Origin of the sequence: Parvularcula dongshanensis, assembly GCF_014199615.1 — a bacterium.
In the GTDB taxonomy this organism is placed as follows: Bacteria; Pseudomonadota; Alphaproteobacteria; order Caulobacterales; family Parvularculaceae; genus Parvularcula; species Parvularcula dongshanensis.
Map to the genome: position 1 here is coordinate 59,499 of NZ_JACHOB010000003.1, position 13,335 is coordinate 72,833.

Here is a 13,335-nt window from a genome sequence, read left to right on the forward strand (position 1 = left end):
TCCTCGCCCAGGGAGCTAACCCGGCAAGCTCTCCCGTCTATAGGACGCCTGTGTCGAGGCAGTCGTGAACGTGGAGAAGGCCGACGGGCCGCGTCCCTTCGACGACGAAGAGTGCCGTGATCTTCGTGCGGGACAGGATGCCCAGCGCCTCGGCGGCGAGCGTGTCCGGTGACACCGTCTTCGGGCCACGGGTCATCATGGCCTCGACTGTTAGACGATCGAGGTCGTCGCCGATATGCCGCCGGATGTCGCCATCGGTGGCGATGCCGACGAGCGCGTCCCCGTCCAGCACGCCGACGCAGCCGAACCCGCCGCGACTGAGAACCGAAACGGCTTCGCGCACCGGCGTTCGCAACGGCACCAGCGGCAACTCGCGCCCTTCATGCATCAAGTCGCGGACCCGCTTCAGAGAGGCACCGAGCTTGCCGCCGGGGTGAAGCGTGCGGAAGTCGTCACTCGTGAACCCCCGGGCGTCCAGCAGTGCGACCGCGAGCGCGTCGCCGAGAACGACCGCGAGCGTCGTGGAGGTCGTCGGCGCCCGCGTCGCGCGGCAGGCTTCTTCTGCGTCGGGAAGGGGGAGCACGATGTCCGCGGCCTTGCTGAGCGAGGACTGAGGGACCGACGTCACGGCGATGAGCGGCACGCCGAACCGGCTGCAATAGGTCACGATCGAGCCGAGTTCCGGCGTTTCCCCGGAGTTCGACAGGGCGAGCACCACGTCTTCCTCGCCGATCATGCCGAGGTCGCCATGGCTCGCTTCGCCGGGATGAACGAAGGCGGCGCGTTGTCCGGTACTGGCCAGCGTCGAGGCGATCTTACGGGCGACGTGACCGGACTTGCCCATTCCGGTGACGATGACTCGACCCGGTGTGTGAAGGAGCGCGTCGAAGGCGGCATCGAAGGCGCGAGCCAAAGGGGTGGCGGGGTCGTCGAGGGCGCCGAGAAGCGCGTCCACTCCGCAGCGCTCGGTCCTGACGGCCGCAGCGGCGGTCTCGAGAGCGCGGCTCATCACTTGTTCCCTTTCGGCCTGCCCGCCATGTACGGCCCCAAGCCGCCAGCGTCCACGGAGCCGACCCGATGCCAGAAGAGAACACCGTCGAGATCGAGGCCGCCGCCGGAACCGTAAGGATCGGGAACGGTCAGCCTTTCACGCTCTTCGCGGGCCCTTGCGCGATGGAGAGCCGCGAGCACGCGATCGAAGTGTCGAGCGCGATCAAGGAGATCACGGACGAGCTGGGCATTCCCTTCGTATACAAGACGAGCTTCGACAAGGCGAACCGGACGAGCCTGGGCAGTGCGCGCGGGGTGGGACTGAAGGACGCGCTGCCGATCTTCGCCGAGGTGAAGGAGCGCTTAGGCGTCCCCGTCCTGACAGACGTGCACGAGCGCGAGCAGTGCGCGCCGGTCGCTGCGGTCGTCGACGTGCTGCAGATCCCGGCCTTCTTGTGCCGGCAGACGGATCTTCTGGTCGCGGCGGCGGAGACCGGCGCGGTGGTGAAGGTGAAGAAGGGCCAGTTCCTGAGCCCGCACGACATGAAGAACGTCGTTGCCAAGGTGCGCGGCGCGGGCAACGACCGGGTGCTCGTCACCGAGCGCGGGGTCAGCTTCGGCTACAACACGCTCGTCAGCGACTTTCGCGGCATCAAGGTGATGGCGGAGGAGACGCGCGCGCCGGTGATCTTCGATGCGACCCACTCCGTCCAGCAGCCGGGCGGTCAGGGCGGCACCTCGGGCGGTCAGCGCGAGATGATCCCGAGCCTGTCGAGGGCGGCGATGGCTGTGGGCGTCGCGGGACTCTTCGCCGAGACCCACCCCGATCCCGACAAAGCGCCCTCGGACGGGCCCAACATGATCCCACTCAAATGGCTGCGCGGGTTCCTCTCCGAAATGGTCGAGCTGGACCGGCTCGCGAAGAGCCGGTCCAGCCTGCATGGCTTTCCTGAAGCCTGAGCCGTCTTACGCGGCGGCCTTCTTGCGGCGGGCGTAGCCGAGGCCGGCGATGCCCGAGGCGAAGAGGAGGCCGGCGGCCGGAACCGGCACGGCGTTCACGTCGATCGACGAGATGTAGAAGGGCTTGTTGATCTTCGCGAAGCCGATCGCGTCGATGTCGAGGAAGAACGCATCGCCCATGGCCGCCATGGCCATGAAGGCACCGACGCAGTCGATGCGCAGGTCGACGCCCGCTTCGCTCAGGGTCGCAATGGCGATCGTGGCCGCGCTCGAGAGGAGGTTGCCGTGCGTGTCACGGAACTCGAAGCTCGTCACGTCGAAGGGCCCTTCGAGGAAGCCGAAGCCGACGCCTTCGCCCAGGTCGATCGGGCTGTCCGAGGCATGCTTGCACTGGTCACCGACGGTGAGGCCGGTCGAGCAGACACCGAGGCCGGTCGGCTTGCCGAAGACCTCGCCGTTCAGGTACGGGTTCGCAGCGTGCGGGAAGAGCGGCAGACCGTCGACCGCGCCGAAGACGAGGTTGAAGCCGTCGATGTTCAGGACTTCGAACTCATCCAGACCCTGTTCGCCGTTGGCGGCGGCATAGCCGGCGAAGTCGATGGTCGCGGCGGACGCAAAGCCGGTCATCGCGATCGCGGCACCGGCGAGAGTGGAGAGAAGTTTCTTCATGTTTAAAGCCCCCTGTCGATGACGTCCGAGCGGCCCCCCGCCCCGTTAACGTCTGGGTAACCTCGCTCTCGCAATCGGCGTGCCAGAAGGTGACGATCCGTTAAGGACAAAATCGGAACGACGCGTTTCGTTCTCTTTCCGTTCCAGCTAGAAGGGCAGACCCGCCGGAGGACGCCATGGCAAGGAAGCCGACCAAGACAGCCCCGAAGCCGAAAGCCGCGCCGAAGCCGCGCGCGGACGAGATCTTCGACGAGCCGATCTCGGAGGCGCTGTCGCGGCGCTACCTCGCCTATGCGCTCTCGACGATCACGGCGCGGGCGCTGCCGGACGTACGCGACGGCTTGAAACCGGTGCATCGCCGCATTCTCTACGCCATGCGCAACATGCGCCTGACCCCCAATGGCGGCTACAAGAAGTCGGCGAAGGTCGTCGGCGAGGTGATGGGCAACTTCCACCCGCACGGCGACCAAGCGATCTACGACGCGATGGTGCGCCTGGTGCAGGACTTTTCCGTCCGCGTGCCGCTGATCGACGGTCAGGGGAACTTCGGCAACGTCGACGGCGACAACGCCGCCGCTATGCGGTACACGGAAAGCCGCCTGACGGCGGCGGCCGAGCTTCTGCTTGCGGGCATAGACGAGGACACGGTCGACTTCCGGGAGACCTATGACGGGGAGGGGCGGGAACCCGTCGTCCTGCCCGCCGCCTTCCCGAACCTGCTCGCCAACGGCGCCAACGGCATCGCGGTCGGCATGGCGACGAGCGTGCCACCCCACAACGTCGCCGAGCTGATCGACGCGACGATCCACCTCATCAAGACGCCCGCCGCGAAGACCGAGACACTGCTCAAATACGTCAAGGGCCCGGACCTGCCAACGGGCGGGGTCTGCGTCGAGGGCTTCGAGGAGATGGTCGAGGCCTACGCCACCGGCCGGGGCGGCTTCCGCATCCGCGCTAAGTGGGAGGCGGAGGATTTAGGCCGAGGCCGCTATCAGATCGTCGTCACCGAGGTGCCCTACCAGGTCCAGAAGTCGAAGCTCGTCGAGCGCATCGCCGACCTCATCAATACGAAGAAGCTCCCCATCCTTACGGACGTGCGAGACGAAAGCGCCGAGGACATCCGCCTCGTGCTGGAGCCCCGCTCGGGCAGCCTCGACCCTGCCGTCGTCATGGAGACGGTCTTCAAGCTCTGTGACCTCGAGACCCGCATCCCGCTCAACATGAACGTCCTCGACGCGTCGGGCACGCCGCGCGTCATGGGCCTGCGTGAGGTCCTGCAGAGCTTCGCGGACCACAGGAAAGAAGTTCTCGTCCGGGGCACGAACCACCGCCTCGAGAAGATCGCCCGCCGCCTCGAGGTTCTCGACGGCTTCATCATCGCCTTCTTGAACCTCGACGAGGTGATCCGGATCATCCGCTACGAGGACGAGCCCAAAGCGCAGTTGATCGCCACCTTCGATCTGACGGACGTGCAGGCCGAGGCGATCCTCAACATGCGCCTGCGCTCTTTGCGCAAGCTCGAGGAGATGGAACTCAAACGCGAGCGCAAGGAGCTCCAAGCCGAGCAGAAGGATCTCCGCGCGCTCCTGAAGTCGGACGACCTGCAGTGGACCCGCATCACCGAGCAGCTCCGCGAGACGAAGAAAGCCTTCTCGCCCACGACTCCGCTCGGCCGCAGGCGGACGGCAATCGAAGACGCGCCCGCTGCCGAAAGCCTCGACGAGGCGGACATGATCGAACGCGAGCCCGTTACCGTCGTCATCTCGGAGAAGGGATGGGTCCGCGCGCTCAAAGGCCACGTCGAGGACGAGGCCGGCATCAAGTACAAGGATGGCGACCAGGGCCGCTTCGCCTTGCCCGCCCAGACCACCGATAAGCTCATGCTGCTCGGGACCAATGGCAAGTTCTACACGCTGAGCGTAGCGGAGCTTCCCGGGGGGCGGGGGCACGGCGAGCCGATCCGCCTGATGGTCGAACTCGGCAATGCCGACGACCTCGCTGCCGCTTTTATCTACCGAGGCGAACGGACGATCCTGCTCGCGGCGACCTCCGGCCACGGCCTCCTCGTGAAGGAGGAGGATGCGGTGGCCAACACCCGCAAGGGCAAGCAGGTCCTGAACGTCGCCGACGGTGCGGAGGCGGCAGTCTGTCGCCTTCTCGACACGGCGCCAGGCAAGGGTGACTTCGTGGCGGCGCTCGCCTCGAACAGGAAGCTCTTGATCTTCGACGCGCAGGACCTGCCCCTGATGACCCGCGGCAAGGGGGTCGCGTTGCAGAAGGTGGCGCCCGGCACGCTGGCCGACGCCAAGGTGTTCTCGGCGAAGGACGGCTTCACCTGGCAGGACCGCGCCGGGCGGACTCAGTCGGAGGCGCAGTGGAAGTCCTGGGTCGGTAAGCGCAGCCAGGTCGGCAAGCTGGTGCCGAAGGGCTTCCCGCGCTCGGGGCGCTTCGGCGGCTAGTCCGAAAGGGCAGCCTCGATCGCGGCGATCGCCTCCGTCCGGTCGTCTTCGGGAAAGAGTTCGACGAGGGCGATGTTCGCCCTCGCGAGCGCGGCGCGCTTCACCGCGTCGCGTGCCTTCGCGTCCCCCTGGTAGTGGCCTTCCCCCTGATACTCGATCGCGACGAGCGGGAGGCCGGCGGCGTCGATGACGAGGAAGTCCGCCCGCTTCGCGTTGACCGCGCGAAAGGCCGCCGGCTCCTTCGTCCGCATCATCTCGCCGTAAGGGACCTGGGCGAGCACGCGGTAGGGCTTCCCGCGCGCCCACTCTTCGAACCAGACGAGGCGCGTCATCTCGGAACGGTTCAGCACCGGTCGTGCTTCGAAGCCCGCGCGCTTTACCGCGCGGAGGTGCTGGCGCGGATCGGACGGGTCCGTGCCGAGCCGCAGGAAGGCAAGCAGGCCAAGAAGGACGAGTAGGCCGGTGACAGCCCAAAGAAGGGTCGAGTTCATGGGGTTCAACGACGCTTTGGAACCGCGGACCTTGCCGGCTTGTTAGCTTGGCGTCCAGCAGAGCAGGGGATGTCGAATGCGGGTGGTGCGCCTGGGACTCGTCGCGTCGTTAGGTTTGATGGGGGCTTGCGCCCAGGGCGCGCGGCTGCCGCCGCCCGAGAGGACCTATCCCGCGCCGGAACCGGCGCAGGACTGGGAGAACTGGGGAGACGATCGGACGGACGTACCGCCGGGCGGCGCGATCCGTCGGGATCAGGTGGTAGGGACCATCCTCGAAGGCGAAGCGTTGCGCGGGGAGGTCGCGGGCGTCACGCTGAACGGCTGCTACCCGAGCGGCGAGCGTTTCTCGGAGCGGCTGGCCACGAACGGCAACTTCTACAACGTGGCCGAGGCCGACGAGCTTCTCGGCCAGTGGTCGGTCGTGAATGATCGGCTCTGCTTCCGCTACCCGGAACGCGCGCAGGCCGGAGAGCCGGACGCCTGCTTTTCCGTCAGCCAGGGGGCCGGGGGCTTGCACTTCTACGCGCCCGATCTTTCCGCCTACGTTGCCTCGACTAGATGCCCGATGCGCCTCGGAGAATGATCAGCATGAGACCTTTCCTCCCCACGTTTCTTCTGACCGTTCTCGGTGCGCTCCCCGCCGCCGCGCAGCCGGGACTGCTTCAGGACCTGGACGATACGGTGACAGACATCTTCGGCGAGGCGGCCTTCGTCGCCGGCGCGGGTGTCGGCATCACCACCTTGCCTTACCGAGACATCGAGGACGGCACCGAGATCTTCCCGATCCCGCTGATCTCCTATCAATCCGAGCGCTTCGAGTTCGTCGGCAAGACGCTCGAGGCCGAGCTCTACGAGACGAGCGGCCTGGCCTTCAGCGCCGTCGCCGACTGGCGCTTCCAGGGCTACAAGGCGAAGAACAGCCCCTATCTGACCGGCATGGACGACCGGAAGGGGACGCTGGAAGTCGGCGGTCGGATCAAGACCGACGCGCTCGGCGCGCAGTTCTCTCTGACGGGGCTTGTCGACGCGCTTTCTCGCCATGGCGGCTACGAGCTCTCCGCTCAGGCGAGCTACGAGTTGTCGAGCTGGCGCCCGCTCTCACTGCGTCCGGTCGGCGGCGTCCGTTACCAGTCGAGCAATCTGTCGGATTACTACTTCGGCGTCGATCCGGAGGAAGCGTTGATCGCGAACTGCGTTCAGGAACCTTGCCCCTTCCGGCCCGCCTACGAGACGGGCGACGCCTTCGTGCCGTTCGCCGGGGTCGTCGCGAGGCAAGCGCTCTCTTACAAGATCGCGCTCTTCGCTCAGGCCGACTACTCCTTCCTGCCGGACAGCCAGACCAATAGCCCCATCGTCGAGGACGACGGCCGGTTCAGCCTCTTCGTCGGCGCGGTCTACATCTTCGGCGACGCGGCCAAGCGGATCATGGACGAGTAGGCTTCGGCCCAGATCTCAGGGATCGCGGCCCAGCGGTCCGGAAAGGCGGCGCGGACATTGGCCGAGAAGTGCGCCGTCTCGTAGGTCGGCACAGCCGCCCCGCCGGACGCTGTCCAGACGGTCTGCGCCACTCTGCCGACTAGAACGGCAGTTCGTAGCTTTGGAAGAAGAGCAAGAAGGTCGCGCAGGGCTTCCGCGCCCGCCCGCCTCTCCTCCGCGGTGACCTTCGCCGTGCCGTTCCACCAAGGCACGGCGTTCCAGATCAGGCTCTCCCCGCGCGGAACCCTCGCCTCAGCGAGGAACCGCCCGAGCGTGTGAGCACCCCTTGCCGGGTTGTCCCGCCCGACGAACCCGGTCTCGGCGGCGAGTCGGCTCGGCTTCTCGAGGAGGAACAGGATGCGGGCTCCTGTTCCGCCGTCGAACGGATCGGCGTCGGGGACGAGCGTTCCTGGTCGTCTAGCCCGAAGCTTCTCGGCAAAGGCGGCGAGGGGCGCGGCATGCCCACGCCTCAGCGCGGCTTGCCGTTCGGCGCGCACTGCCGCATCTGACAGGTCCGAACGGACGAAAGACGACATGGCCCGCATCCTCATCACCTCGGCGCTGCCCTACATCAACGGAATCAAGCACCTCGGCAACCTCGTGGGCTCGATGCTGCCGGCGGACGTCTACGCCCGCTTCATGCGGGCGCGGGGGCACGAGGTCGCCTTCGTCTGCGCGACCGACGAGCATGGCACCCCGGCGGAGCTCGCCGCCGCCGCCGCGGGGCAGGAGATCGCGGCCTACTGCGCCGAGCAGCACGAGGTCCAGAAGGCCGCCTGCGAAGGTTTCGGCCTGAGCTTCGACGTCTTCGGCCGATCCTCTTCGCCGGCCAACCGGGAGCTGACGCAGCACTTCGCGCAGAGGCTGGAAGAGAACGGCTACATCGAGGCGCGCGAGGAGAGCCAGGTCTACAGCCCCGCCGACGGCCGCTTTCTGCCCGATCGCTACGTCGAGGGGACCTGCCCCAACTGCGGCTTCGAGCGGGCGCGGGGAGACCAGTGCGACAACTGTGGGAAGCTCCTCGATCCCACGGACCTCATCGATCCGTACTCGGCGATCTCGGGCAGCAGAGACGTCGAGCTTCGCGAGACGAGGCACCTCTACCTCCTTCAGTCGAAGCTGGAGCCGGAGGTGCGTGCCTGGGTCGACGCGCACCCGCACTGGCCGCAGCTGACGCGCTCCATCGCCTACAAGTGGCTGGATGAGGGCCTCCGCGACCGCTCGATCACCCGCGACCTCGACTGGGGTATCCCGGTCCCGCGCGAGGGGTTCGAGGGCAAGGTCTTCTACGTCTGGTTCGACGCGCCGATCGAGTACATCGCCGCGACGAAAGAGATGGACTCCGACGGCTGGGAAGCCTGGTGGCGGACCGATCAGGGGGCGGACGACGTCTCTTACGTTCAGTTCATGGGTAAGGACAACGTCGCCTTCCACACCGTCAGCTTCCCCTGCACGCTGCTCGGCTCGAAGGAGCCGTGGAAGACGGTCGACACGCTCAAGAGCCTCAACTGGCTCACCTGGTACGGGGGCAAGTTCTCGACCAGTCAGGGGCGCGGCATCTTCATGGACCAGGCGCTCGAGATCATGCCGGCCGATACCTGGCGCTGGTACCTGATGGCGAACGCGCCTGAGTCCGACGATACGGCCTTCACGCTCGAAGCCTTTACGGGCGCGGTGAACAAGGACCTCGCCGACGTGCTTGGCAACCTCGTCAACCGCGTGACGCGCTTCGCTTCGTCCCGCTTCGACGGCGTGGTGCCCGAAGGCGGCGCGCCTGGCGAGGCGGAAGAAGCTTTGTTCGTGGAGCTCGACCGCCGCATCCCCGCCTACACCGAGCAGCTCGAGCGGATGGAGTTCCGCAAGGCCTTCGCCGAGCTTCGCGCGATCTGGGCGGCGGGCAACGAGTACCTGCAGGCGGCGGCCCCCTGGACCAGCTTCAAGACGGACAAGGACCGAGCCGCGGCATCGGTCAGGACGGGGCTCAACCTGGTCCGCCTCCTCGCCGAGCTCTCCGCGCCGGTGATCCCGTTCACGGCGCACAAGATGCTCGCCGTCTTCGGGATCGAGGACGCGCCTTCCTGGCCGCAAGGCGAGGCGAGGGCGCTCCTCGACCGGCTGCCGCACGGCGCCGCGTTCACCGCGCCGGACGTCTTGTTCCGCAAGGTGGAAGACGAGCAGTTGGCCGAGTGGGCGGAACGCTTCGGCGCGCCGCGCTGACAAATCGCGGCATTCTGCGCTAAGTCCCCGGCAAAGCGAGAAGACGAAAAGGAAGCGCCCATGATCGACGAGACCCCGACCGCGCGCGAGAGCATGCAGTTCGACGTGGTGATCGTCGGCGCCGGGCCCGCCGGCCTCTGCGCGGCGATCCGCCTCAAGCAACTCGAAGCCGAGACCGGCCGCGAGGTCTCGGTCGTCGTCGTCGAGAAGGGCTCCGAGGTCGGCGCGCACATCTTGTCGGGCGCGGTCCTCGACCCCCGCGCCCTCGACGAGCTGATGCCGGAGTGGCGCGAGGATGCGAGCTGCCCGATCGACACGCCCGTCACGGCCGAGCGCTTCTTGTACCTCGGTGCGGCGGGCAGCCTGCCGCTGCCGAACTTCGCTCTGCCGAAGATGGTCAAGAACGAGGGCTGCTACGCCGTCTCGATGGCGAACGTCTGCCGTTGGCTGGCTGAGAAGGCTGAAGGCATGGGCGTCGAGATCTACCCGATGATGGCGGCCTCCCGCGTGCTCCGTGCCGAGGACGGAAGGGTGCGCGGCGTCATCGTCGGCGAGGCGGGCATCGGCAAGGACGGCGAGCCGAAGGACGCCTACGAGCCCGGCATGGAGCTCCTCGGCACCTACACCCTCTTGGCCGAGGGCGTGCGGGGCTCGCTCTCCAAGCAGCTGATCGAGGAGTTCGCGCTCGCCGAGCACGCCGAGCCGCAGAAGTACGGCCTCGGGGTCAAGGAGCTCTGGAAGGTGCCGGACGCGAACTTCCGCAAGGGGCTTGTCCAGCATACCTTCGGCTGGCCGCTCAAGAACGACACGGGCGGCGGCTCGTGGATGTACCACTTCGGCGACAACTACGTCTCGATCGGCCTCGTCACGCACCTCAACTACAAGAACCCCTACCTTTCGCCGTTCCAGGAGTTCCAGCGCTTCAAGACGCACCCTGACATTCGCGGCTTCCTAGAGGGCGGCGAGCGCGTCGCTTACGGCGCAAGGGCAATCACCGAGGGCGGGTTCCAGTCCGTACCGAAGCTGAGCTTCCCCGGCGGCGCGCTGATCGGGTGCGCTGCGGGCTTCGTCAACGTGCCCCGCATCAAGGGCAACCACAACGCGATGAAGACCGGCATGATGGCGGCCGAAGCCGCCTTCGAGGCGCTCGGCGAGGCGGAGACGCCCGCCCTGCTCGACGGCTACCAGGCCCGCTACGATGCGTCCTGGGTGCGCGAGGAACTCTACAAGGTCCGCAACGCGAAGCCGCTCTGGTCGCGGCACGGCACCATCCTCGGCGCAATCGCCATGACGGGGGCGGAGCTCTGGCTATCCAAGCTGCCCGGCGGCTTCTCGCCCTTCGGCACGCTGCCGCACGGCAAGACGGATGCGGAGGCGACCGAGCCCGCCTCGAAGCACAAGCCGATCGACTATCCGAAGCCCGACGGCGTCCTGACCTTCGACCGGCTGACGAGCGTGGCCTACTCCTTCACGAACCACGAGGAGGACCAGCCCTCCCACCTCAAGCTTCGTGACGAGGACGTGCCGTACACGACCGAACTGCCCGTCTACGCGGGACCGTCGCAGCGCTACTGCCCCGCGGGCGTCTATGAGTTCGTCGAAGCCGGACCGAAAGCGAACCACGGCACCGGCCAGCAGTTCCGGATCAACGCCCAGAACTGCGTCCACTGCAAGACTTGCGACATCAAGGACCCGGCCCAGAACATCGTCTGGACCGTGCCTGAGGGCGGCGGAGGGCCGAACTACCCGAACATGTAGGCTCGGCCGTTCAGCCTCGGCTACCTGACCGGCGCGGCACGCAGAGAAGCTGCTATCGCGTCGTAGAGAGGTTTCGGTTGGTAGTCCGTGCCGAAGGGCAGGGGGCGGGCCGGCGGCTGTCCCTCCTTCCGGAACGCTTGCAGCCAGCTGTAATGATCCGCCATGCCCCACAGCAGGAAGTCCGTCGCCTTCTCGTTGGCGAGCGAGGCGTCGATGTAATCCTGAGCGAAGGCGGCGATCTCCGCGTCGCGGGTCTCGTCGTCGGCGTCATAGAGCCGATCGTTCACGTCGAACTCCGTGAACAGAAGGTCGTAGCCCATGTCCGAGACTTCCTTTAGATAGTCCGCCCAAGCCCGCTGCTTCTGTGTCGTGAACGGAACCTCGGGGTCCAGCATGATGTGAGCCTGCACACCGAGCGCATCGACGGGAACCTCGTCGCGTTTGAGCCGCTCGAGGAGCTTCAAGACGCCCGCTCGGTGGTTCGCGCTCTTGTCCTCCCAGGACATGTAGTCGTTGTAGACGAGCGTCGCGGTCGGCGCGTTCTCCTTCGCAACGTGGAAACAGTGATCGATGACGTCCCAACCCATCGCGTCGCTGAAGACAGAGCTTCGAAGCTCCCCCGTCTCGTCGTTGAAGCTCTCGTTGATGACGTCCCAGGAGTAGACGTGCGGCGAGTAATGAGAGGCGACACGGGAGATGTAGTCGGTCAGGAACTTCGCCGCCTCGCGCGACGATCCGAACTCCTGCGCGTTGACCCAATCGGGCAGCCAGCGCGGATAGTTCCACAGGAGGGTATGCCCCCTCATTCCTATATCGTTCTCCTTCGAGAACGCCATGAGGCCATCCCCGGGCGCGAAGTTCCACACGTCCGGTTCGTCCTCGATCGTGTACATCTTCAGCTCGCCACCCGGCACCATCACCGCGCATTCGCGCTTGAACAGGTCGGTGTAGGCTTCATCGCCAAGCTGATCGAAGTTGATCTCCGAGCCGAAGCGGATGCCCTTCTCCGCCGCCAGGTCCTTGAGCCCGGGCCCGTTCCCTGCCGGACGTTGCCCGGCCTGCGATACGGTCCCTGCACGGGCACGGAAAGCGGGCAAGAGGGCAGCGCTTCCGAGCAACCCAAGGGTATGACGGCGTGAGAAATCGGGCATGGCATCCTCCTCGTTATTGTTTTGTGAGATAAGGTCTCACATCATGAGAGGAGGTCAACGAATTTTAACACACCCGGCGGACCGGCCGGCCCGTTGCACGGGCCGGCTTAGGCCGAACTAGCGCTGGCTATCCAACTGTTCTTGCCTCGCTGTGCCCTGAGTCTCGAACATCCAACCGGGATACTCCTTCGGCAGGGCGCTGACCTCGTCGAGTGCCGCCAGGTCGTCGCCTGTAAGGTTCACTTCCGGGGCGCCGAGGTTGTCCTCCAACTGGTGCTTCTTCTTGGCGCCGACGATGACGCTCGTGACGGCGGGTTGGTGAAGGAGCCAAGCGATCGCGACCTGTGCGACGCTGGCGTCGCGTTCCTTCGCGATTCGGCGCATTACGTCGACCGTGTCGAACCCGCGGTCCTCGTTCACCGGCGGGAAGTCGAAGTCGGCACGCCGTCCCTCGCCCTTGTCGTCGCGGCTGTACTTGCCCGACAGCAGGCCGCCCGCGAGCGGACTCCAGACCATGAGGCCCATGCCTTCTGCCTTCAGCATCGGGATGATCTCGCGTTCGAGGTCGCGGCCCGCCACCGTGTAGTAGGCTTGCAGAGAGGCGAAGCGGGAGAGGCCGCGCCGCTCGGCGATGCCTTGAGCGCGGGAGACCTGCCAAGCCGCCCAGTTCGACAGTCCGACGTAGCGGACGTGACCGTGCTTCACGAGGATGTCGAGCGCTTCGAGCGTCTCCTCCATCGGCGTCGCCGGGTCGAAGCCGTGGATCTGGTAGAGGTCGATGTGATCGAGGCCGAGCCGCTTCAAGCTCGCCTTGCAGGCGTCGATCAGGTGATACCTCGAGGCGCCGCGTCCGTTCGGCCCCTCGTGCATCTGCCCGAAGGCCTTGGTCGCGATCACGACCTCCTCGCGAGCCACGCCGAGAGTCTTCAGCGAGCGTCCGAGCGTCTCTTCGGACTGCCCCTCGGAGTAGACGTTCGCCGTGTCGAAGAAGTTGACCCCGGCGTCGAGTGCGGTGCGAACGAGATCGTCGGCCTCGTCCTGACCTAGCCCTGAGATAGACTTCCACATCCCCTCGGAGTGCCCGAAGGTCATAGTGCCGAGGCAGAGCTCGGAGACGAAGAGGCCGGTGTTGCCGAGACGGTTGTAGCGCATGGGAAGGCTCCC

The 13,335-nt window shown here is 66.5% G+C and carries 12 protein-coding genes; 6 read left to right on the forward strand and 6 right to left on the reverse strand.

Features of this window, described 5'->3' with window-relative positions:
- Positions 1-37: 37 nt before the first annotated feature.
- Positions 38-1,009, reverse strand: coding sequence for a KpsF/GutQ family sugar-phosphate isomerase (locus GGQ59_RS08255; protein ID WP_183817448.1), 972 nt, complete (start codon positions 1,007-1,009; stop codon positions 38-40).
- 68 nt (positions 1,010-1,077) lie between these two features.
- On the opposite strand from GGQ59_RS08255, the gene kdsA reads away from it, so the two are divergent.
- Entirely contained in the window at positions 1,078-1,950 is an 873-nt protein-coding gene (kdsA, locus tag GGQ59_RS08260) for a 3-deoxy-8-phosphooctulonate synthase (RefSeq protein WP_183817450.1), read from the forward strand.
- 6 nt (positions 1,951-1,956) lie between these two features.
- Here the strand turns inward: kdsA and GGQ59_RS08265 are convergent, their stop codons facing one another.
- Positions 1,957-2,619: a VPLPA-CTERM sorting domain-containing protein gene (locus tag GGQ59_RS08265; RefSeq protein ID WP_183817452.1), complete on the reverse strand. Its 663-nt coding sequence runs from the start codon at positions 2,617-2,619 to the stop codon at positions 1,957-1,959.
- A gap of 176 nt (positions 2,620-2,795) precedes the next feature.
- On the opposite strand from GGQ59_RS08265, the gene parC reads away from it, so the two are divergent.
- Positions 2,796-5,078, forward strand: coding sequence for a DNA topoisomerase IV subunit A (gene parC / locus GGQ59_RS08270; RefSeq protein WP_183817454.1), 2,283 nt, complete (start codon positions 2,796-2,798; stop codon positions 5,076-5,078).
- On the opposite strand, the gene GGQ59_RS08275 is transcribed toward parC, so the two are convergent.
- Positions 5,075-5,569: a DUF2726 domain-containing protein gene (locus tag GGQ59_RS08275; protein WP_183817456.1), complete on the reverse strand. Its 495-nt coding sequence runs from the start codon at positions 5,567-5,569 to the stop codon at positions 5,075-5,077. The two genes, parC and GGQ59_RS08275, sit on opposite strands and share 4 nt — an antisense overlap.
- 118 nt (positions 5,570-5,687) lie before the next feature.
- Here GGQ59_RS08275 and GGQ59_RS08280 point away from each other — a divergent pair, with 118 nt between their 5' ends.
- Positions 5,688-6,152: a hypothetical protein gene (locus GGQ59_RS08280; protein WP_183817458.1), complete on the forward strand. Its 465-nt coding sequence runs from the start codon at positions 5,688-5,690 to the stop codon at positions 6,150-6,152.
- Between the two features lie 5 nt (positions 6,153-6,157).
- Positions 6,158-7,006, forward strand: coding sequence for a MipA/OmpV family protein (locus GGQ59_RS08285; RefSeq protein WP_183817460.1), 849 nt, complete (start codon positions 6,158-6,160; stop codon positions 7,004-7,006).
- Here the strand turns inward: GGQ59_RS08285 and GGQ59_RS08290 are convergent.
- Positions 6,964-7,581 carry a uracil-DNA glycosylase gene (locus tag GGQ59_RS08290; RefSeq protein WP_183817463.1) on the reverse strand — a complete coding sequence of 206 codons (618 nt, stop codon included), beginning with the start codon at positions 7,579-7,581 and terminating at the stop codon, positions 6,964-6,966. The two genes, GGQ59_RS08285 and GGQ59_RS08290, sit on opposite strands and share 43 nt — an antisense overlap.
- On the opposite strand from GGQ59_RS08290, the gene metG reads away from it, so the two are divergent.
- Together metG and GGQ59_RS08300 are read left to right on the forward strand one after the other, a co-directional pair.
- Positions 7,580-9,262, forward strand: coding sequence for a methionine--tRNA ligase (gene metG / locus GGQ59_RS08295; protein ID WP_183817465.1), 1,683 nt, complete (start codon positions 7,580-7,582; stop codon positions 9,260-9,262). The genes GGQ59_RS08290 and metG overlap by 2 nt on opposite strands.
- Before the next feature lie 60 nt (positions 9,263-9,322).
- Positions 9,323-11,020, forward strand: coding sequence for an electron transfer flavoprotein-ubiquinone oxidoreductase (locus GGQ59_RS08300; RefSeq protein WP_183817467.1), 1,698 nt, complete (start codon positions 9,323-9,325; stop codon positions 11,018-11,020).
- 20 nt (positions 11,021-11,040) lie between these two features.
- On the opposite strand, the gene GGQ59_RS08305 is transcribed toward GGQ59_RS08300, so the two are convergent.
- Complete coding sequence (locus GGQ59_RS08305; RefSeq protein WP_183817469.1) at positions 11,041-12,171, reverse strand: endo-1,4-beta-xylanase; 1,131 nt, start codon at positions 12,169-12,171, stop codon at positions 11,041-11,043.
- Positions 12,172-12,288: 117 nt separating this feature from the next.
- Entirely contained in the window at positions 12,289-13,323 is a 1,035-nt protein-coding gene (locus tag GGQ59_RS08310) for an aldo/keto reductase (protein ID WP_183817471.1), read from the reverse strand.
- Positions 13,324-13,335: the final 12 nt, after the last annotated feature.